General features: G+C 69.8%; 15 protein-coding genes and 1 pseudogene. 12 read left to right on the forward strand and 4 right to left on the reverse strand.

Annotated features, from left to right (window positions below):
- Nucleotides 1-62 precede the first annotated feature (62 nt).
- Nucleotides 63-848 (forward strand): AraC family transcriptional regulator, encoded by a 786-nt coding sequence (locus tag OG252_RS04455; protein WP_329333866.1) that lies wholly within the window; start codon nt 63-65, stop codon nt 846-848.
- Between the two features lie 35 nt (nt 849-883).
- On the opposite strand, the gene OG252_RS04460 is transcribed toward OG252_RS04455, so the two are convergent.
- On the reverse strand, nt 884-3,226 hold the full coding sequence (locus tag OG252_RS04460; RefSeq protein WP_329333868.1) for a glycosyl hydrolase family 95 catalytic domain-containing protein: 2,343 nt from the start codon (nt 3,224-3,226) through the stop codon (nt 884-886).
- A gap of 270 nt (nt 3,227-3,496) precedes the next feature.
- Between OG252_RS04460 and OG252_RS04465 the strand changes: the two genes are divergently transcribed.
- The 7 genes and pseudogenes from OG252_RS04465 (at nt 3,497) to OG252_RS04495 (ending at nt 11,807) form a co-directional block, all read left to right on the forward strand.
- On the forward strand, nt 3,497-5,050 hold the full coding sequence (locus tag OG252_RS04465) for an ABC transporter substrate-binding protein (RefSeq protein ID WP_329333870.1): 1,554 nt from the start codon (nt 3,497-3,499) through the stop codon (nt 5,048-5,050).
- A gap of 15 nt (nt 5,051-5,065) precedes the next feature.
- Nucleotides 5,066-5,992 (forward strand): ABC transporter permease, encoded by a 927-nt coding sequence (locus OG252_RS04470; protein WP_266451776.1) that lies wholly within the window; start codon nt 5,066-5,068, stop codon nt 5,990-5,992.
- Between the two features lie 14 nt (nt 5,993-6,006).
- A complete protein-coding gene (locus OG252_RS04475; RefSeq protein ID WP_329333872.1) occupies nt 6,007-8,157 on the forward strand; it encodes a dipeptide/oligopeptide/nickel ABC transporter permease/ATP-binding protein in 2,151 nt (716 codons plus the stop codon).
- Nucleotides 8,150-9,175, forward strand: a complete 1,026-nt coding sequence (locus OG252_RS04480) for an ABC transporter ATP-binding protein (protein ID WP_329333874.1) — start codon at nt 8,150-8,152, stop codon at nt 9,173-9,175. Before OG252_RS04475 ends, OG252_RS04480 begins: the two co-directional genes overlap by 8 nt.
- Before the next feature lie 102 nt (nt 9,176-9,277).
- Nucleotides 9,278-9,916: a hypothetical protein gene (locus OG252_RS04485; RefSeq protein WP_329333876.1), complete on the forward strand. Its 639-nt coding sequence runs from the start codon at nt 9,278-9,280 to the stop codon at nt 9,914-9,916.
- A gap of 77 nt (nt 9,917-9,993) precedes the next feature.
- A pseudogene (locus tag OG252_RS04490) lies at nt 9,994-10,419 on the forward strand (hypothetical protein); the annotation flags it as partial.
- A 110-nt stretch (nt 10,420-10,529) separates the two neighbouring features.
- Entirely contained in the window at nt 10,530-11,807 is a 1,278-nt protein-coding gene (locus OG252_RS04495; protein WP_329333879.1) for an alginate lyase family protein, read from the forward strand.
- A gap of 51 nt (nt 11,808-11,858) precedes the next feature.
- Here OG252_RS04495 and OG252_RS04500 read toward each other — a convergent pair whose 3' ends face one another.
- The 3 genes from OG252_RS04500 to OG252_RS04510 are packed head-to-tail and all read right to left on the reverse strand — an operon-like array spanning nt 11,859 to nt 17,401.
- On the reverse strand, nt 11,859-13,085 hold the full coding sequence (locus OG252_RS04500) for a glycoside hydrolase family 88 protein (RefSeq protein ID WP_329333881.1): 1,227 nt from the start codon (nt 13,083-13,085) through the stop codon (nt 11,859-11,861).
- Nucleotides 13,086-13,127: 42 nt separating this feature from the next.
- Nucleotides 13,128-15,029, reverse strand: a complete 1,902-nt coding sequence (locus OG252_RS04505) for a glycoside hydrolase family 97 protein (protein ID WP_329333883.1) — start codon at nt 15,027-15,029, stop codon at nt 13,128-13,130.
- A gap of 53 nt (nt 15,030-15,082) precedes the next feature.
- Nucleotides 15,083-17,401 (reverse strand): glycosyl hydrolase family 95 catalytic domain-containing protein, encoded by a 2,319-nt coding sequence (locus OG252_RS04510; protein ID WP_329333886.1) that lies wholly within the window; start codon nt 17,399-17,401, stop codon nt 15,083-15,085.
- Between the two features lie 343 nt (nt 17,402-17,744).
- Here OG252_RS04510 and OG252_RS04515 point away from each other — a divergent pair, with 343 nt between their 5' ends.
- The 4 genes from OG252_RS04515 to OG252_RS04530 all read left to right on the forward strand — a co-directional run bounded on the left by OG252_RS04515 (nt 17,745) and on the right by OG252_RS04530 (nt 21,393).
- Nucleotides 17,745-18,935, forward strand: a complete 1,191-nt coding sequence (locus tag OG252_RS04515) for an acyl-CoA dehydrogenase family protein (RefSeq protein WP_329333888.1) — start codon at nt 17,745-17,747, stop codon at nt 18,933-18,935.
- Between the two features lie 121 nt (nt 18,936-19,056).
- On the forward strand, nt 19,057-19,266 hold the full coding sequence (locus OG252_RS04520) for a DUF4177 domain-containing protein (RefSeq protein WP_329333890.1): 210 nt from the start codon (nt 19,057-19,059) through the stop codon (nt 19,264-19,266).
- Between the two features lie 204 nt (nt 19,267-19,470).
- Nucleotides 19,471-19,752 (forward strand): hypothetical protein, encoded by a 282-nt coding sequence (locus OG252_RS04525; protein WP_329333891.1) that lies wholly within the window; start codon nt 19,471-19,473, stop codon nt 19,750-19,752.
- Nucleotides 19,753-20,010: 258 nt separating this feature from the next.
- The gene (locus tag OG252_RS04530; RefSeq protein ID WP_329333893.1) at nt 20,011-21,393 is read left to right on the forward strand and encodes an alkaline phosphatase family protein; all 1,383 of its coding nucleotides are present in this window, start codon (nt 20,011-20,013) and stop codon (nt 21,391-21,393) included.
- Nucleotides 21,394-21,588: the final 195 nt, after the last annotated feature.

Here is a 21,588-nt window from a genome sequence, read left to right on the forward strand (position 1 = left end):
AGGTGGCAAAACCCTTGGCGTCGTGGGATGTAATCGTCTGCTGCTGGTAGATTTCCACCACCATGGAGAAGGTGTCGCTGCGGCTCGACGAGCCGCCCGAGGTGGTGAACGCCGGCGTCGGTGTGCACGGCGTCTCGACCGCGCACGAGGTCTTCCGCTTGCCGGACCTCTGGCAACTGCACCTGTACAGCTATGTGGGTGCCCTGTCCGTGGGGACGAGCGTCCATGCCATCCGGCCCGGGCATGTGAGCCTGGTCCCGCCGGACACCGAGGTGCATTTCCATTACCGCGGCCGATCGGAGCACCTGTACGTCCACCTGCGCATGCAAGGGGACGGAGCGCCGCGGACCGTGCCGCTGATGCAGGACGCGGGGGCAGAGGGGACACTGTTGGCCGGCCTGCTGAGACACGCGGTCACCGCGATGCCGATGTCCGCGGCGCGAGCCTCGGCCGAGGTCTGGGCAGCGCTCTGGCACGTCGCCCACCTGACCGGCTCCGATCAGGCCGGACGTCGGCATCCCGTCGTAGCCGCCGCTCAGGCCCATGTCGAGGAGCACTTGGTCAGCCCCTTGTCCGTGCCCGAGATCGCTCGCGCGGCCGGAGTCTCACACACTCACCTGACCCGCCTCTTCCGTGCCGAGACCGGCCTCACGGTCATCGCCTACATCCGGCGCCGCCGACTGGAGCGGGCCCGGCACCTTCTTCTCGCCTCCACCCTGCCCATCCCCGCCGTCGCCGCGGCAGTGGGCATCCCCGATCTCCAGGCGTTCAACAAGGCGTGCCGTCGCGAACTGGGCGCGGGCCCGCGCGTCGTGCGCGCTGCCGGCAGTCCGATGGAACGGAGCTGAGCACACACCGCCCGGCGGTCACGGGCAAGGACCGGTCAACCGGGCAACCCCCAGCGCGGTGCCTCTTCGTTCGGCTCGACGGGCGTGATCCTCAGGTCGGGACGGTCGCCCCTGGCGGTGATGAGCGCCGACTCCCCCTTGCGCAGGGCGACGTGGATCGCACCGTCGCCCACGGACTCGTACCGCAACGGGCGTCCCCTGCCGTCGCGTACCTCGATCGGGCCGCTGATGCCATGCCGTACGACGCAGGGGGCGCCTGCTTCGCTGTGCAGCCGGACCCAGCGGGTCACCCCGTCCTTGCGTACGGCACTGAGCAGGAAGGCTCCCTGGGTACGGAAGTTGTGCACCGTCAGATCCGCCCAGGCAGCCGGCAGCGCGGGGAAGACACGGATGACGCCGCCCCAGGACTGGCAGACCATGTCGTGCAGGGACTGGGCGGCCGAGAGGGGGGTCTCGATGACCGGGCCCGTTTCCTGGTACATGGTGTTGGGCTGGATGAAGCGGGTCATCAGCTGGCCCAGGTAGCTGAGCGCGTCCTCGCCCTTGCCCAGCAGCGCCGACATCGAGGCGGCGCCGGTGAACGTGTAGCCCTGGAGGGCGCCTTCGAAGCCCACCCAGTGGGCCAGTGACTCCTCGATCAGCGCCCTCTCCTCGGGCGTGCGGCCGGTCAGCTCGTACAGCGGGTAGACGGCCAGGAGATGCGAGTAGTGGCGGTGCGACTTGGCGAAGGGGATGTCCGCGCCGATCATGAAGCCGTTGCCGTCGGTCGGATAGTCGGCCCGTCTGGCCAGGACCTCGCGCCAGCGTGGTGCCAACTCGTCGTCGATCCGCAGGAGTTCGGCGGATTCGAGGAGCGTGCGGCAGCCCCAGGTGAGCAGCATCAGGTCGTAGTTGCAGTCCCGCGAGTTGCCTCCGTACTCGGGCGAGAAGGTGGCGGGCAGGTGCAGTTTGCCGTCGGCGCCCGGCTCCAGGAAGTGCAGGTAGTAGTTGATCGCTTTGCGGAGGAGGGGGAAGAGGACGTCGCGGAGGATCGACTCGTCCATGGTGTGGCGGTAACTGAGCCAGACGTTGTGCAGGGCCCAGGTGAGGTTGCCGACCTCGGGAGTCGGCGGGTCCTGGCCCGGGATGCCGACGCCGTAGCCCAGGACGGGGCCCGTCGCGCCGCCGTTGACCAGCGAGGCGTCGGTGGTGCGCGGGATGCCCAGCGAGTCGGCGCGGTACGCGGGCGCCGTCTCCGCCGTCAGGTTGTCCCTGAACTCGCTCAACGCCCTTGTGACGGCGTCGAGTTCGAGGTGGTTGGAGGCGTGGATGAGCCAGTACTCCAGTTGCACGTTGAGGTTCCACCAGGTCGCCGGCCAGGGCGTCGACTCCAGCCAGGGCCCGCAGGTGGCCATCACGGGTGCGTCGCGCCGGGCCGCGGACGCCGTCTTGTACAGCTGGATCCAGTAGAAGCGCTGCATGCGCGCGTCGGGCAGCGAGAGGAAGCTCTTCCGGTAGAAGGCGTGCCACCAGGCACGGTGTGAAACCGCCAGCGCGTCGTACGCGAGCTTCGAGGCGTCGCGGACCACGGCCAGCGCCCGCCCGAGTGCCGTCGACTTCGGATACGAGTGCGCGACATGGGCGTACAGCGTCCGCACTCCACCGCGCGTCCGTTCCCGCCACGCGGTGACATGCTGCCCGCCGGACCGGAGCGGCTGTACGGCGGCAAAGATGCCGTCGTGCTCGCTCGTCTCCGCGGGCGGGTTGGGTTCGTACCCCTGTGGCAGCGGCCGGAACGCGGCGCGCGGGCTGACCGCCTCGGCCGGATGGAACGCCCACGCGAAGTCCCGCTCGCCCTGGCTCGGCGTCACCTCGACGGCCAGCGTGGAGCGGGAGTTGTGCACCAGGGCGCGGATCGTAAGGGTGCCCCGGTCCGTGGTGAGCGTGCCGGTCAGCTCGGCGTCGCGCAGGCCGAGCCGCCAGTCCAGGCCGGTGATCGTGCCCACCGGCTCCAGCGTGAAGTGGCCGATCGGCAGCCGTGCGAGCCCGAACAGTGAGCCGAACTGCGGGCGGTGGTCCTGCACTTCGGAGTGCTGCACGTTGAAGCGGACGGCTTGGAAGGTGCCGTCCTCGGCAGCCGGTTCGGCGTAGATCCCCGAACCGAGGAAGCCGTTGCCCAGGAACGGGCCCTCGTACCAGGTCTTCGGCATCCGCTGCCAGACCAGGTCGGCGTCGTCGAGGACGGCGCGCCAGGGATCGGAGCCGGCCGGCGCGGTGTCCGCCGCTCCGGCCGGGGCGGGCAGGCCTCCCGCGAGCAGCGTTCCGCCGAGCACGGAGCCGGTGGCGAGCACGGTACGTCTGGACGGACGGCTGAACGGTCGGCTGGACGGGCTGGGCATCGCGCCTCCTGGAGGCTCGTACGACTCACGAGATTCATCGGATCTATCCCAGAGCGCAAGGTAGAGATGATGCGACTGGCCGTCAATACATCCAGAAGAGATCCGATGTGTTGAGTCGTACGGAAGAGAGATCAGCATTCCGCTGCAGACCCCTTGACCCACTCGCCGTAACCGACCACATAATGGCAAGCCGTCAGTCGTCCACATATCTAAACCTGGTTTTCTCTTATGGACAGGGGCCATGGAGGCACAGTGACCGGTTCAGGCTCAGTGACCACTCGTGCGAGGGCCCCTCGCCCCCGACAACGCGCCGCGGGCGCGCTGCTGTCCGCCCTCACGCTCGTGGGCGTCTCCGCTTGTTCCGTCGCCGGTGCCGACCCCATCGGCGAAGGTCCCGGCACGCTGCGCATCGTCCTGCCCGAGGAGCCGCCGACCCTGGAGCCCTGTGACGCCTCGCTCACCGCGACCGGACGAGTGACCCGCGCCAACGTCACGGAGGCACTCACGGAGCGCGACCCCTCCACCGGTCGGCTGGAGCCGGCCTTGGCCGTCAAGTGGGCACGCGCCTCCGCCACTTCATGGACCTTCACGATCCGCGAGGGCGTCACCTTCCATGACGGTTCGCCCTTCACGGCCGCCGCGGCCGCGTTCTCGATCAAACGCGCCACCGATTCGGCCATCGACTGCAACGTCGACGGATACATCTTCAGCGACAGCGAGGTCACCGCCACCGCCGTCGACGACGCGACGCTCGAGGTCAGGACGGCCGAGCCCGACCCGATCCTCCCCTTACGCCTGTCCTTCGTCGAGATGGTGCCGACGAGTACGGACCCCGGGGCCCGGGTGCGTGAGCCGATCGGGACCGGGCCGTACCGGATCGACGAGTGGAGCCAGGGCCGCTTTCTGCGGCTCAAGCGCTACGCCGACTACTGGGGCGAGCCCCCCGCATTCGCCGCGGCCAAGTACGTGTGGCGGGCGGAGGGCAGTGTGCGCGCGGCCATGGTCACCAACGGCGAGGCGGATGTCGCCATCGGGCTCGCCCCCGAGGACGGAGCGGGCGACCGTGCGGTGGAGTTCACCACCAACGAGGTCTCGTACCTCAGGATCGACGCCACCGAGGCACCTCTCGACGACATCCGGATCCGCCGGGCCATCAACTACGCCATCGACAGGGAAGGCCTGGTCACGGCCGTCTTCTCGGGCCGCCCCAGCGGGCAGCTGGTGTCGAAGGGCGTCACCGGGTACAACCCGCGGATCAGGCCGTGGCCGTACGACCCGGAGCGCGCCGAGGAACTGGTGGCCCAGGCCCGCGCCGACGGCGTACCGACCGGCACCACCATCACCCTGATCGGCCGCAACGGCATCTACCCGAAGGCCGCCGAGGCCATGGAGGTGGTGCAGGACGGCCTGCTCAAGGCCGGACTGAAGGTCGAGATCAAGATGCTCGACGTCAACGCCTGGCTGGAGTACCTGCTGCGCCCCTTCCCCAACGGCAAGGGCCCCACCCTCCTCCAGGCCCAGCACGGCAACCAGGCGGGAGACGCCGCCTTCACGATGGGACAGATCTACGGCAGTGAGGGCGCGCAGAGCAGCTACGGCACCCCCGCGCTCGACGCGGCGATCGAGAAGGCCCAACTGGCCTCCGGCGACCAGCGGCAGAAGGCGTTCGCGGAGGCCTTCGCCCAGCAGAACGACGAGGTCGTACGCGATGCCGTGATGGCCAACATGACCGGCATCCTGGCCCTCTCCCCCGACATCCGCTACCGGCCGGACTCGGCGACCAACGACGAGATGCGGCTCGCCGACATGCGCCGCGCGGACTGAGGAAGGAGCGGACCGATGTTCATCATGCTGCGCCGCCGCGCGGTCTCCAGCGTCATCCCCCTGCTGGTCGTGGTCCTCGGGGTGTTCTTCCTGGCCCGCCTCACCGGAGACCCCGCCAACCTGTATCTCCCGCTCAGTGCGACACCCGAGATGAGGGCCGAGTTCGCCGCCCGCAACGGCTTCGACCAGCCGCTGGTCAGCCAGTTCGGCGACTACGTGGCACAGGTCGCCCGTCTCGACTTCGGTGAGTCGCTGCGCACCGCCCAGCCGGCCGGCGAGGCGGCGCTGCGGGCCTTCCCCGCCACCCTCCAACTGGCCGGGTGGACGATGCTGCTCGCCATCATGGGTGCCGTGGTGATCGGCAGTCTGGCGGCCTACCGTCCCAACTCGGCGACCGACCGGATCGCGAGCTTCCTGTCCTCGACGGCCGCCAGCGTCCCCGACTTCTGGTTCGCCATCATGGGGGTGCTCGTCTTCGCGGTGACGCTGGGCTGGCTGCCCACCTCCGGCACGAACGGCGCGACGGCCTGGGTCCTGCCCGTGGCCACGCTGCTCATCCGGCCGTTCGGGGTGCTGGTCCAGGTGGTGCGCGGCGCCATGGTGTCCGCGCTGTCGGCCCCCTACGTCAAGGTGGCGCGCAGCAAGGGCGCCGGCGAGGGGAGAGTGGTCTTCGGACACGCCCTGCGCAACGCCGCGGCGCCGGTGCTCACGGTTGCCGGTGACCTCGCCGTAGGTCTCGTCAACGGCGCGGTCGTCGTCGAGACGATCTTCGGCTGGCCGGGCATCGGCAAGCTCATGATCGACTCGGTGCTGCAGCGCGACTTCGCGGTCCTGCAGGCGGCTGTGCTGGTGACCGCTCTGGTGATCTTCGCGCTCAACATCCTGGTGGACATCTGCCACGCGCTCCTCGACCCACGTGTGCGACTGCGGGCGGCGGCGTGAGTCAAGGAGGCGACATGCTCCGGACGGAGCCGAACAGCGGCCAGGACAACGAGCCCGGCCTGAAGGCGGACAAGCAGGCGTCGGACCTGGAGCCGGACAAGCAGGCGTCACGTCCCAGGTGGCCCGCTCTGCTCCTCCAGGACCGGTTCGCCTTCGCGGCGGCGCTGGTGCTGGTCGCGGTCGCGGTGTGCGCCGTACTGGGCCCCCTCCTGGTCGGAGATCTGGCGACGCGTCAGAACCTGCGTGATCCGGGCCGGCCGCCCTTCAGCCTCGACCACGGCTGGGCCTACGTACTGGGCAGCGACTCCCTGGGGCGGCCCGTCGCCGCACGCCTGATAGCGGCGGCCGGCACGACGATGTCGGTGGCCGTGCCCGCGGTGCTGTGCTCACTGGTCGTCGGTTCGATCTGGGGCATGTGGGCGGGCTTTCACGGCGGTTGGCGCGAGAACGTGTCCCTGCGGATCGCCGACGTCATCCTCAGCTTCCCGTCCCTGCTGCTGGCCGTCGTGGTGCTCTACGTCTTCTCGCCGAGCGCCGCCGCCATCGTGCTGGTCCTGTCCGTCGCCCGGATCCCCGTCTATCTGCGCACCGCGCGAGCGGAGTCCGCCGAGCTGCGCAGCCGGCTGTTCATGGACGCGGCCCGCACCTTCGGCACCGGCAGCTGGGCGTCCATCCGACGCCATGTCGCTCCCACGGTCCTGCCCACCCTGCTCACCGTCGCCGCCCTCGACTTCTGCTTCGTGATGCTGACCGAGTCGTCGCTCAGCTTCCTGGGGATCGGCATCCAGCCGCCGGACGTGAGCTGGGGACTGATGGTGGCTCAAGGACGGCAGGAGTTGAGCAGCGCCTGGTGGATCGCGGTCTTTCCCGGTCTCGCCATCGTCGTCACCACCGTGTCGGCGACCGTCCTCGCGGCCTGGGCCCGGTTGTCGACGGATCCGGGGCAGCGGTGGCGGCACGGTCTGCGCGGCCGCCGACGCCTCCTGCGTCGCCGTCCCGCGGCCGGTCGCGGCGTGAACGCATCGGTCCCGGTGGACGAGCGCGAGGCAGCCGCCTCGACGCGTGCCGTCGAGCAGGACACCACTGCGCCCGGCCGCATCGTCGGCCATGACGGCCATGACTCCACCGGACCCGGCCCGGCCCTCGGGCACCGCACCACCGTGCCGGTTCCCGCGAGCGCATCGCCGCAGCCCGACGCCCTGGTCGTGGAAGGCCTCTGCGTCGACATCCACACCCCGGCCGGCCCGGCCGCCGTGGTGCGCGGCGTGAGCTTCTCCGTGCGCTCCGGCGAAACGCTGGCCCTGCTGGGCGAGTCCGGATGCGGCAAGAGCATGACCGCGCACGCCGTCGCCGGTCTGCTCGATCCCGCCGCGGAAGTCGTGGGCGGACAGGCCCGGTTGGACGACGACGACCTGCTCGCCCTCTCGGGCAGGTCCAGGCGCAGGCTCGCCGGCCCCGGCCTGGGCATCGTCTTCCAGGACGCCCTCAGCGCGCTCAACCCCGTCCACACGGTGGGCGCGCAACTCGCCGAACCGTTCCGCATCCACGAGAGGATGTCCCGTCGCGCCGCACGGGCCAAAGCGGTGGAACTGATGGAGCGGGTCGGCATCCCGGAGGCCCGCTCGCGAGCAGGCGCCTACCCGCACCAGTTCTCCGGAGGTATGCGGCAACGGCTGCTGATCGCCATGGCGGTCGCGCTGCGCCCGAAGGTTCTGCTGGCCGACGAGCCCACGACGGCACTCGATGTCACCGTGCAGGCCCAGATCATGGATCTCCTCGGCGAACTGCGCGGCGAGCAGCGGATGGCGCTGGTGCTCATCACCCACGACCTGGGGCTCGTCTCCGACCATGCGGACCGGGTGGCGGTGATGTACGCGGGTACGGTCGTGGAGACGGGCCCCGTGGCCACGGTGTTCGGCAAGCCCAACCACCCGTACACCCGGGGGCTGTTGGAGTCGGTGCCGGCCGAGCAGCACAAGGGCACCCGGCTGAGCTCGATTCCCGGGAGCCCGCCCGATCCCCGTTCCGTGCCCACCGGTTGTGCCTTCCGCACGCGCTGTCCGATCGCCCGCGAGGTGTGCGCCACGCATCGGCCCACACTGTCCGCGACCGGGCCCGACCGTGCCGCCGCCTGTCATTTCGGGAAGGAACTCGCCGATGCCTGAGCCCGGGACGCTGCTGGAGGCCGCCGGCCTGGTCAAGAGCTTCGCGGTACCGCGCACCGCGAAGGGCAGTAGGAGGATGCGCGCGGTCGACGGGGTGGATCTGAGCCTGGGCCGCGGCGAGACTCTCGGCCTGGTCGGCGAGTCCGGCTGCGGGAAGTCCACGCTGGCCAGGATCCTGCTGATGCTGGAGCGCCCCGACGAAGGAACCGTTCGTTTCGACGGGGTCGATCCCTTCACCTTGTCCGGCGCGCGCCTGCTCGCCTGGCGCCGCAAGGTCCAGATGGTCTTCCAGGACCCGTTCGGCTCGCTCAACCCCCGGCTGTGTGCGGCGGACCTGATCGGCGAGCCCTGGCTCACCCACCGGGACCTCGTGCCCGCTTCCCGACGGGCCGCACGCGTGGGCGAGTTGCTGGAGATGGTCGGGCTGCGCGCGGCCGACGCCCGCCGTTACCCGCAGGAGTTCTCGGGTGGTCAGCGGCAGCGGATCGGCATCGCCCGCGCGCTCGCCCTGGAGCCCGAGGTCATCGTCTGCGACGAGCCGGTCTCCGCGCTGGACCTGTCGGTGCAGGCACAGGTTCTCAACCTGCTCGGCGACCTGCGGGACGAGTTGGGACTGTCGTACCTGTTCATCTCGCACGACCTGTCCGTGGTGCGGCACGTGGCCGACCGCGTCGCCGTGATGTACCTGGGCAGGATCGTCGAGTCGGGCCCGGCGGAGGAGGTCTTCGAGCGCCCGTACCACCCGTACACGGCCGCCCTCCTGTCGGCGGCACCCTCCTTGGCGGGCGGCGGCAGGGCGAAGCGGGAGCGCATCGTCCTCACCGGCGAGATCCCCTCACCGGCCGACCCGCCGTCCGGATGCCGGTTCCGGACCCGGTGTTGGCGGGCGGAGGACATCTGCGCCGAAACCGTGCCCAGCACTGTGTCTCCGCTCGCAACGAGCTCTCACACGGCGGCCTGCCACTTCCCACTGGAGGAGACCGCCGCGTCCAACAGCGGTGCCACTATGGGCCGATGAGGAAGATCCGTTCAATATTCCGAACACGTTCGACTTGTCGGCCGGTGCGTCTTCACCGTCAACCCCACGTTCGACGACCCACCCCCCACAGGAGAACCCCGCATGCGCCCACGCCGATCTCCCCACCCCACTGAAGGGCCGACTCCGACCTGGCGCCGCAAGGCGATCGTGGCCGCACTGGCAGCCGCCCTACTGGCCGGCCCTGGCATCGCCCAGGCCGCGCCGCCGTCCGCACCTGCATCCCAGGAACGCGTGGCCGCGGCCACGATCACCTGGAACCTCGAACGAGCCACCAACCCCACCGCCGACCAGCGAGCGGCCTACGACCTCATCACAGCCGCCATGAACGCCGCCGTGGCCCGCTACAACAACCTGAGCGACCTGGGCAAGAGCATCACCGTCCGCTACGACCCGGGCGTGCCCACCGCCGACGGCAACATCAACGGAACCATCCGCTTCGGCAACCGGAGCTATATGACCGAGCGGACCGCGCTGCACGAGATCGCCCACACCATCGGGGTCGGCACGAGCGCGGGCTGGTCCACTCTCGCCGCCGGAGGCACCTGGCGCGGCGCCCAGGCCACCGCGCTCGTCAAGCAGTTCGACGGATCGGGCGCCACGCTCTCCACCGGCGGTGGGCACTTCTGGCCCTACGGCCTGAACTACGACAACGAGTTCTCGAACACGGCGGCCGACCGCCACGTCCAGATCGTCGCGGCCATGGTGCGTGACGGCCTGTAGCCTGCCCGGCAAGGCTGGCGGGATGTGGCCGCACCTGTTCACTCATCTGACCCGGGCGGGTCCATCCCGACCCTAGCCCCGTACCACCGAACACCCAACTGCACGGCATCAATGTCGAGGGACTGTCCTCGTACAACGTGTGGTCGCGCGGCGACATGCGGATGGGCACCTTCGACAGCCACCGCGGCCTGCCCTTCGCCAATGTCCGCACCGACATCACCGTGAACAACAACGGCCGCCACGGCGGTGACGCGAGCGCCGGTCCGTTGTTCGGCGCCCGTTTCACGCACTGGAACATCCGCGTGACCAACAGCCGCGCCGGCCTGGTCAGGATCGACGGCCTGGCGCCGTACTCCGCCACCGTCGGCATCGACGAGGTCAGGGAGTTCGACCAGATCGACGTCCCCGATTTCACGGGCGACCTGCACACGCGCCTGGAACTGTACGGCAGCCCTCATGCGGTCAGGCCGCAGAACCTGTACGAGGCGCAGCGCGAGCTGTAGCGCGCGGCGGTGGACGATGAGCCCGCCGTTCAGCTGCCCGTCTCCTCGACCCGCCCCTGAGCACGGAGGTCACCGAGCCGTGCGTTCGCCTGCCTGAACGGAGTGGATTGATGCGCGCAAGACCATGCCTGGGCGTCCTCTTGGCGGCGCTGACCGCGTTCACCGCCGTCGCCGTCCCCACCGCCTCGGCGCGAGTGACGACACAGCCCGCGCCCAAGGCCCCGGACACGTCAGTCCTGGACGGCAAGCGTCTGCGGCAGACCAAGATGCGCCTCGATCGCGGTGACCCGCACCTACGACGAGCGGTCACGGCGTTGACGGCTCGCGCCGACAGGTGGCTCGACCAGGGCCCCTGGACGGTCGTCGACAAACCCAGACCCGCACCCGGCGGCGACATCCACGACTACCTCAGCCAGGCTCCGTACTGGTGGCCCACCCAGCGCCCGACCCCGGAGAACCCGTGGGGCTGCCCGTACGTGCAGCGCGACGGCGAGCGGAACCCCGAGGTCGACTCCGGTACCGACCGCCAGGACGTGGAGAAGACCTTCGACTCCGCCTACGACCTCTCTCTCGCCTGGTACTACACCGGCGAGCAGCGGTACGCCAGGAAGGCCGGACAGGTACTGCGCACCTGGTTCCTCGATCCGGCCACGCGGATGAACCCGAACCTGAACCACGCGCAGTTCATTCCGTGCAAGTACGACGGTCGCGCCATCGGCATCATCGACTTCTCACAGTCGTACACCAGCGTCCTGGACGCACTCGCCCTTCTGGACACCGGTGCCCCGTCCTGGACCGAGAAGGACCGCACCGGCATGACGAAGTGGAACACCGACTTCCTCAGCTGGCTCAAGAACAGCGACTTCGGCAAACAGGAGGCCGCCGCCACCAACAACCACGGCCCCTTCTACGACATGCAGCTCGCCGCCCTCGCCCACGCGACCGGCGACCGGCGCCTCGCCCGCCGAACGGTCCTGGACGCCGCGAGCAAGCGCATCGCGCCGCAGATCGCGTCCGACGGCAGCCAGCCGCAGGAATTGTCCCGGACCCGCAGCTGGCACTACTCGACCTTCACCCTGGTCGCCCACACCCGGCTCGCGGCCATCGGCCGGCACGTCGGCGTGAATCTGTGGGCGTACCGGGGCCCGGACGGGCAAAGCCTGTTCAAGGCGGTGGACTACCTGCTGCCCGCCGCCACGGCGGCCGCGGCCTGGCCGCATCCGGAGCTCGCCTTCCACCGCTACGCGGCGACCGACGTCGTACACGCGGCCGCCGACGCCGGAGACACGCGAGCGCGAAGGGCAGTTCCGGCGCTGGAGGCGCCGCCCGGCGGCGACCTGTGGGCCCTGCGCCCGGCAGCGGAGCAACTGGACTCCATCGCGGGCTGATCAGGCCCAGCGCTCCCATGCCGGCGGCCGACGCTCAGCCAGGAACGGCGATCAGAGCGTGGACAGGTCGATCGCCCGGTCCACATCCTCCGGCTGAAGCACGCGCAGGATGCCTTCGAGCAGGTAGTAGTCGGCGTACGGAAGGGAGATCTCGATGCCGTCCTCGGCCGGCCGGTTCCGGGTACAGCGGGCCACGACCGCCTCCGCGCGGGCGGAGTTCCTCGTGAGGCAGGTCTGCGACAACGCGGTGAGCAGCCGCAGCGCCACCTCACGATAGGAGTGTCTGCCGGTGGCCGTGGACAGGTCGAGCAGACCGCATGCCATGATCGCTCCGGCCGAGGCGTCCTTGATGTCGTGGGGCTGCTGCGGTGCACGGTAGTCCCACACCGGAACGTGGTCCGGAGTCAGGGCCCGCACCGCGAAGTCGGCGAGCTTGCGCGCTGTGGCCAGGAACTCCGGGTTCCCGGTCCGCCGGTACATGGTGGTGAACCCGTAGATTCCCCAGGCCTGCCCGCGCGACCAGCACGATGTGGGGCTGTAGCCCTGCACGGTGTTCGGGCCGATCGGCGCACCACTGTCGGGGTCGAAGTCGAACACGTGCGGGGTCGATCCGTCCGGGCGCGGGAACACCCGCTGGGTGGTCCTGGTGTGCTCGACGGCTATGTCCAGGTACTTCGCGTCGCCGGTCTGCCGGCTCGCGAACGCCAGCAGGTCGAGATTCATCATCGTGTCGATGATGACCCGGCCCGCGTTCTTCTGATCGGTCAGTGGGCCCCACGCCCGGATGAAGCGTCCGCGCGGGTTGTAGCGCTGGATGAGGGAGTCGGCGGCTTGCAGGGCGCCTGTCCGCCAGGCGTCCTCGCCCGTCAGCCGCCAGGCGGTGACCCACGACGGGTAGAAGAGGAAACCGAGGTCGTGGGTGCCGGTGTCGTACTGACGCGGAGCCAGTTTCTGCGCCGACGTCGGCGCCCACGCGCGAAAGGCTTCGTCCTTGCTGTAGAGCCAGGCCATCCACAGTGTTCCGGGCCAGAATCCGCCGACCCAGTCGCCGCCCTGCGAGTAGACCCACTTCTCGAATCTCGTCCCGACGGGGAAACCGTTGACGCCCGGCGCGACGGCGCGGATCTTCTCGACGGCATAGTCGGCCGCCGCACGGAACGTGCGCAGGGTCGGTGCCGGTGTCCGAGCGTCGACGGCGCCCACAGCCGGTGTCGGGGAAGCACATACCGCTGCGGCACCGGCCGCCGTGGCCAGCACAGTACGCCGGGAAACACTCATGCGGGTCCCTCCAACTGGTCGGTGGAAAAACGGAGTTGGGCCTCAGCGGTAGCAGGTGGTGACACCCGGGGACCAGGGACACGCGATCCCGGCGAAGCCGCCGTTGGTGACGACATCGACGCTCAGCCTGTCGCCGCCGCGCACGACCTGCCGGTCCTGGACGAGGCCGTCGGTGCCGTCCCGGATCGTCTCGACCAGCCACAGTCCGGGGCCGATGGACAGCGGTACGTCGGCCGCGTGGGCAGCGCCGGCGTACACCCCGCCCAGGAACCAGCGGTCGCCGCTGCGACGGGCCAGTACGGCCTCCTGGCCGGGTTGTCCGGCCAGCAGCCGGGTGTCGTCCCAGGCCGCGGGGAGCTGGTCGTAGAAATCCCGGGCGAGCGGGCGGGCGTCGTACGACTCGGGGCTGCCCGCGAACATCTGCAGGCCCGACTCGTAGGCGACGGCGAGTCCGGTCTCGGCCGCGTCGGAGTTGGGGCGCAGGCCGACGCGCTGGAAGGCGCCGGGGGTGAAGTCCATGGAGCCGATGACGTTGCGGGTGAAGGGCAGGGTGGTGAGGTGAGCGGCGGTGTTGGTGCGCTTCTCCTCGCCGGCCACGCCCTCCAGGGTCATGACCTGCGGCCAGGTGCGCTGGATGCCCTTGGGGATCGTCGAGCCGTGGAAGTTGACCATGAGGTGGTGGGCGGCGGTCTCCCTGAGGATGGTGTCGTACCACTGCAGCATGGGCTGCGCCTCGGAGTCCATGAAGTCGATCTTGACGCCCTTCACGCCCCAGCGTTCCAGGGTGGGCAGCCACTGGGCGCGTTCCTCGGCTGTGTCGAGGTCGCGCTGGTGGATCCAGACGATGATGCCGACGCCTTTGGCGCGCGCGTAGTCGACGAGCTCGGGCATCCAGCTGTTGGTCTGCCAGTCGGGGTCGGTGGTGTCCCATTCGTCGGCCTTGAAGTACCAGCCGGCGTCGACGGCCTCGTAGGGCCAGTGCCGCTCGGCGGCGTAGTCGACGTAGGCCTTCTGGGCGGCGAGGCTCTGGCCGGCTGGGCGGCCACCGGCGAGCCAGGTCCACAGCACCGTGCCGGGCCGGATCCAGGAAGCGTCGGCGACCTTGGAGGCGGGGGCGAGGTCGTCGGTGAAGGTGGACCGGGTGACGGTGGCGAGGTCACCGGTGACCATGGCCCGCCACGGGGTGGCGAGGCGGCCGTCGGTGCGGACCCGGTCGTCCGCGAGCTCGATCCGGTAGGTGCCGGTGCCCTGGTCGTGGGCGAGTCTGGCACCGGAGTACGCGCCGGTGAGGTCGGACTCGGCGAGCAGGGTGTAGCCGCCGTCGGTCGCGAACAGTGCCTGGTCCGAGTACTCGCCGGTCGGCGCGGTCGCGGCCGTGTACTGGACGAACTGGCCCTCGTTGTCGGCCCGGTAGGTGCCGAGCCAGGCGCTCGCGTCCGGCGGCAGGTTGAACGCGGAGGTCTCGCCGAGCACGTCGCCGTACCCGGTGGGCAGGACGTACCGGTAGGCGACGCCGTCGGCGGAGGCGCGGACGACGAGGTCGAGCCGGGCACCGGCCGAGGTGGCGAACGACAGACGGGTTTCGTTCATGCGGACCCGGCGGTCCAGCCGCTTGCCGGACTTCGTCCGGTACCGCTCGTCGATCAGCCGGTCCTTGCGGTGCAGGAAGCGCAGGCCCTGGGAAAGGTCGGCCTGTTCGGTGACGATGCCGACGGGGGACGGTTCGATGACCGTACGGCCGCCGCGGGACACCGCGAGGCTCAGCGAGCCGGTGGTGTCGTCCAGGGATATCCGCGCGCGCGGTGCGTGGGCTGCCGCGGACAGGGACCAGACGCGGTCGGAGGAGTTGACGTCCTGCTCCGCCCGTGCGGGAGCGGTGGTGAGGAGTGTGGCCGCCAGCCCGGCGCAGAGCGCGGCGACCGCGGTCCTGATCGGAACCGCCATGAGAGACCTCCTTGTTGATGAGGTGGGGTGGTGTGTGTCCGTGCGAGCGGTCGCTACGGCAGTCCCCAGGCGGGGCCCGGTTCGGTGACGGTGACGGGCGCGATGACGAGGTCCGGGCGGGAGCCGGAGTGGACGAGCACCTCGCGGCCGCGGGGCAGGTCGATGGCGAGGGTGCCGTCGCCCAGGTCCTGGGTGCGGGCCTGGGTGCCGTCGTCCAGCAGCACGGTGAGGGGCCCGTCGAGACCGTGCCGGAGTGCGAGCGGTTCGCCCGCCAGGCTCCTGATCCGGATGAAGCGGGTCTCCCCCGCCTTGCGGACGGCGCTGACCAGGAAGGCGCCCTGAGTACGGAAGTTGTGCAGGGTGAGGTCCGCCCAGGCGGTCGGGACGGCCGGGAAGACGCGGATCACGCCGCCCCAGCTCTGGCAGAACATGTCGTGCAGGGACTGCGAGGCGGACAGCGGGGTCTCGATGACCGGACCGGCCTCGGTGTAGTGCGTGTTGGGCCGGCAGGGGTAGCGGGTGGCGGGGTCGAAGAACTTCCGCAGGTAGGTGATCGCGGTGTCGCCGTCGCCGGTCATCGCGTACATCGATGCGGCACCGGTGTAGCTGTATCCCCGGTGGGCGCCGGTCAGCGCGTGCCAGCGGACCATCGACTTCATGATCAGGTCGCGGCTCTCGGGCTGGTCCCAGTTGACGAGGTACAGCGGGTAGACCATGAGCAGATGCGAGTAGTGCCGATGGGACTGCGCGTACGGGGTGTCCGCGCCGATCATGAAGCCGTTGTCGTCGACCGGGTACGGCGTGAGCCTGGCCAGCACCTCCTGCCAGCGCGGGGCCAACTCGTCGTCGATGCCGAGGCGTTCGGCGGACTCGATGAGTGTCTGGCAGCCCCAGCGGATCAGGGCCAGGTCGTAGTTGGTGTCCTGGGGCGGCACGACGGGGTATTCGGGAGAGAGTGTGCTCGGCAGGTGGAGCTTGCCGTCGCTGCCCGGGCTGAGGAAGTGCAGGTAGTAGTTGATCGCCCGGCGCAGCACGGGGAAGACCGTGTCGCGCAGCAGGGATGGGTCCATGGAGTGCCGGTAGGACAGCCACACGTTGTGCAGCGCCCAGGTGAGGTCGCCGGTCTCGGCGCCGGTGCCCGGCCGGCCCACTGCCCGGTTGGCGAACATGTCGGAGCTGCGGCCGACGCCGGAGCTGTCGGCGCGGTAGGCGGCGGGCACGTTGGCGATGAGCTGTTCCTGGTTCTGCCGCACCGTGGTGGCGAGCGCGTCTAGCTCCAGGTGGTTGAAACCGTGGATGAGCCAGTACTCCAGCTGGACGTTGAGGTTCCACCAGACCGCGGGCCAGGGCGTGGGCTCCAGCCACGGACCGGAGGTGGCCATGACGGGGCCGCCGGCGCGGCTGGCGGAGGCGACCTTGTAGAGCTGGATCCAGTGGAAGCTCTGCAGCCGCTGGTCTGGGAAGGAGACGAAGCTCTTCCGGTAGAACGCGTGCCACCAGCGGGTGTGCCGCCGTCTGAGCGCGTCGTACGAGGCCGCGCGCCGGAGGTTGCGCAGCGAGTCGGCCTCGGCGGCGGTGTCGGAGGGGTGGCTGTGTCCGACGCTGAGCAGCAGGTCGTCGCCGGTGCGGCGGTAGGCGGTGGCGGTCTGGCCGCCGCCGGTGAGGGGCTGCAGGACCTGCTCGGTGCCGTCGGCGCTGGTGCGGGTGGTCCAGGGCGGGTTGGCGGTGTAGCCGGAGGGTGGAGCTTCGCTGATCTTCCGCGGGCTGATGGCCTCCTCGGGGTGGAAGGTCCAGGTGACCTGTTCGCCGCCGTCGGCCGTGACCCGGACGGCCAGGACCTCGTCGTGGATGAGGGCGGCGAGGGTGAGTGTGCCGGCGGTGGTGGTGACGGTGCCGGTGAGTTCGGCGTTCCACAGGCTCAGCCGCCAGTCGACGGCGGTGATGGTGCCGGTCGGCTCCAGGGTGAGGCGGCCGACCGGTAACCGGCAGGTGCCCCAGCCGCTGCCGAACTGCGGCCGGTGGTCCTGGACGCGGCCGTGCTGGACGGTTAAGCGGATCCGGTGGGTGTCCGGCTCCTGGTAGATCATGCTGCCGAGCAGTCCGTCGCCGAGGAACGGACCTTCGTACCAGAGGGTGGGCAGCCTGGCCCACTGCAGGTCCTGGCCGCGCAGGAACCCGGCCCAGGCGCCGTCGGTGCTCATGGTGTCTCGGAGTCTCCAGGGGCGTCTGCCCTCGCCGTCGGACGGCACCGGCTGTTCATGCGGTTCGGCGTGGGCGGTCCCCGGCAGGGCCGCGGCCGCCGCTCCGCCCAGTGCGGTGCCGAGTACGGCTCTGCGGGGCACCTGCGAGTGTTTCTCCGGCTGTGAGGTCATCGTCGTCCTCCAGACCTGACGGATCCTCGATACATCGGGTGTATCGGCGAACCTAGGCACCGTCCGTGTACCTGTCAATAACTCGGACGACCTGGGGGATGGGCTATGGAGAGGCGACAAATGAGCCAACATGCTTGCTTTCGCTATAGTCGGCTAGCCTCACCCACCCCCTCCACTCATCCGATGTATTTGGCATAGTGCGCAGAGTGGATCGAGGACGGCGGCCAGCTGGCTGGATATGGGGTGGTCGATTCAACTCACGTGTAGAGCAAGGCGGTTGACAGTTTCGGGGATCGGCGTCACGGTGTGGGTTCTCGCGTGCACCGGGCCTGGAGGTCATCCCTTGGCTGGTTCTTCCGCACCTCACTCGGACAGCGACCTGGTCGAACTCGTACGAGAACTTCAGCCCCTGCTCCGCGCACACGCCCTGCGCACGGAGCAGGAACGGCGGGTGACGGGCGAGGTCGTGACGGCTCTCACGGGCGCCGGGCTCCACCGTATGAACGTCCCCCGCCACTACGGCGGTTACCAGACCCCCCTGCGCACCCAGGTCGACGTGCTGAGCGAGGTCTCAGCCGCCTGTGGGTCGACCGGGTTCATGGCGCTGATCCAGGCCGGGTGTGCGTTCATCGCGGCGCTCTTCCCGGACGAGGCGCAGGAGGAGATCTTCACCAGGCCCGACGTACGGGTCAGCGGCACCCTCATCCCGAACGCGAAAGCCCTCCCGGCGGATGGCGGCGGTTATCTGGTCGACGGAACCTCCCCCTTCGCCACCGGCTGCCAGGACGCCGACTGGCATCTCCTGACCGCCCTGGCCGACACCGGGGAGGGCAGGCCGCCCGACATGCTGTGGACGGCAATCCCCATGACCGACCTCGAAGTCCTCGACGACTGGAACGTCACCGGTCTGGCCGGGAGCGGCAGCAACAGTGTCGTCGCTCACGAGGTGCACGTGCCCGCCCACCGTGTCCTGCCCCTGGGGCCGTTGCTCGCCGGCAGCTTCCCCTCGCGACGCAACAGCGCCGACCCCTTCTACGGGATGCCGGTCCTGCTGCTGTTCTGCGCCTGGACGGCCGCGGGCGCCCTCGGTCTGGCCCGGGCCGCCCTGGCGGAGTTCAGCGAGCGCATCCACCAGCGCGGCATCACGTACACCTTCTACGAACGCCAGCACGAAGCACCGGTGACGCATCTGCAGATCGCCGAGGCCGCGATGAAGATCTCCAGTGCCGAACTGCTCACCGCGGACTTCGTGACGCTGATCGAGTCGAGGGTCGCCGACGGCGGGCCGTACTCGACACAGGAACGGGCCCGGATCAGGGCTCAGTGCGGCTATGCGACCCGCCTGTGCAAGGAGGCCGTCGACCTGATCGGCTCCGCCTCCGGCGCCTCGTCGCTGCACCGCGAGGTGCCCGTCCAGCGTGCCGTACGTGACCTCAACGCCCTGAGCCTCCACTCCTTCGTCAACCCCGCCGCCAACTTGGAGCTCTATGGACGGGTGCTGTCGGGGCTCGACGCCGGAACGCCCTTCCTCTGACGCGGAGGAGGAGGGCGTGCGCCTCTTTGCTTGGCGGTGGTCGGCACCAGGTCTGCCCGCATCGAAGACGTGATTGGCTGACCCCTGCTACCGCAGTCGAAACGCAGGAGGCACCGCAGTCATGAGCCACGCCTACGAGTCCAAGGTCGTCACCTTCAGGGAATCACTGATCGGTGACGCACTGGACAGCGACAAGCTGGAGAAGGCCCTCAACAAACACGCCGCGGACGGCTGGGGACTCAAGGCGATCACCTCCGCCGGCGTCAAGGGCCGCATAGGGCCCGGTGCCGTCGAGGGCCTGCTCCTCACCTTCGAACGCCCCCGGGCATAACACCGGGACACCACACCACTCAGCCCGCGAAGGGCCCGTGCACTCGACACTGAGGACGCACTGGGGGGCGGTGGCGGTAGGCATCAGTCCCGGCACCGCCCAGCCGAGCGGCACGGCGAGCATCAGCCACGCCAGGAGGCACCCGAAGAAGGCGATGACGACATTCCCGCCATCGGACGCGGCGAAGTCCCGGATGAACGCGAGTTGGACGGCGAACCAGAGAGCGAGCAGTACGGCGGTCAGGACGGCCCAGGTGTGGAGCGCGTCCTTGGCGCGGGCGGACCAGCGCGGCACCTTCGCGTCCTCGGCGCGCAGGAACGCGTCGCGCAGACTGTGGTGCGCGGACAACCGCCCTGCCTCGTCCACCTGTATCAAGCCGGCCAGCAGCAGCTCGGCCGCCACGGCCCGGTCGGCACGGTCACGGACGAACCTCAGTACGGCCAGTACGACGTACACCCCTGCCGCGCCCGCCAACGCCACTCCTGACAAGGCCAGCTGGCTCATGGTCAGGGCCCGGATTCCAATGCAGCGGCCATCCTTTTCCCAAGCCGGGGCAACGACCCTGCAATGCCCCGTTGACGCAGGTCACGGCTTGGCCAACCCCTTCCCGGCCGTTGTTCGCATGTTCACCCCTTGCCCCTGATGACCCTGGCGGATCCGGGCGGAGAGTGATCGGCGGTCCGGTTTGCGACCGGACCGATCGTCACTCCGAAGAGCGGTTCTCTCCCTCAAGAAGGGGCAATCATGGCCGAGTTGACTCGTCGTAGACTCCTGGGCTCGGCCGCCGGCGCACTGGGCGGCGCCGCGGAGCCGCCGAAACACAGCTCGCTGCGCGACATCGAGCACGTCGTCATGCTGATGCAGGAGAACCGGTCGTTCGACCACTACTTCGGCACCCTGTCGGGCGTCCGCGGCTTCGCCGACCCCGACGCCCTCAGGCTGGACAACGGCCGCAGCGTCTTCTACCAGCCGGATGCGGTCAATCCGAAGGGCTACCTCCTGCCCTTCCACCTCGACACCCGCACCTCGAGCGCCCAGGCCATCCCGTCCACGTCGCATGCCTGGTCCGTGCAGCACGAGGCCTGGAACGGCGGCAAGATGGACCAGTGGCTGCCGGCCCACCGCAAGGCCGACGGCGTCAACGGCCCCTACGTGATGGGCTATTACACCCGCGAGGACATCCCGTTCCAGTTCGCCCTCGCCGAGACCTTCACCATCTGCGACAACTACTTCTGCTCGGTGTTCGGCCCGACGTGGCCGAACCGCCTGATGTGGATGACCGGCACGATCGACCCCAGCGGCACCCGGGGCGGCCCGATTCTCAGCAACGTCGCGCCCACGCCGTACCGCTGGACGACGTACGCCGAGCGGCTTCAGGCGGCCGGCGTCAGCTGGAAGGTGTACCAGCAGGACGACGACTACGGCTGCAACATGCTGGAACAGTTCGCGACGTTCAAGAGCGCGCAGCCGGGCTCGGAGCTGTACGAGCGGGGCGTACGTCCCCAGCCGGAGGGAACCTTCGAGGACGACGCCCGGAACGACCGTCTGCCGGCGGTGTCGTGGATCATGCCGACGAGCTACCAGTCGGAGCACCCGGACTACCTGCCGGCCGCCGGGGCCGACTTCGTCGCCTCCAAGATCGAGGCGATCGCCTCGAACCCGAAGGTGTGGCGCAAGACCGCCTTCATCCTCAACTACGACGAGAACGACGGCCTGTTCGACCATGTGGCCCCGCCCACGCCGCCCGCGGGCGCGGCCAACGAGTTCGTCCAGGGCCTGCCGATAGGCGGCGGATTCCGCGTCCCGGCGATCATCATCTCGCCGTGGACGGTGGGCGGTTGGGTGGCCTCCGAGGCCTTCGACCACACCTCCGGGCTGCAGTTCCTGGAACGCTTCACCGGCGTCGAGGAGCCGAACGTCACCGACTGGCGGCGTTCTGCCTTCGGCGACCTCACCTCCGCCTTCCGCTTCACCCACGCCCGCCCGCGCCCGCCTCGTCTGCCAAAGGACACGGGGCAGCAGTTGGAGAAGGCGAAGGAGGAGGTGGCAACGCTCCCGAAGCCGACGCTGCCGGGCGCAGACCAGACGTTCCCGCGCCAGGAGAAGGGCCGCCGCCCGCACGTGTGAGGGGACGGCGCGCCCGGTCGGTGTCCCGTGGGGCTCCACGGGACACCGACGTATCTCCGGGTACTGGTGGGATCCACCGAGGGCCGCGCACAGCGCAGGTGGTGCGGTCTCCGCAGCGGGCAGGGCAGTGCCAGACCTTCTTGAGGTCCGGGCGCTCGGTCGCTGACACCTGCCGACCGTTGGCCGGGCCCTGCC

It is taken from the genome of Streptomyces sp. NBC_01352, from assembly GCF_036237295.1.
Taxonomy (GTDB): domain Bacteria; phylum Actinomycetota; class Actinomycetes; order Streptomycetales; family Streptomycetaceae; genus Streptomyces; species Streptomyces plumbiresistens.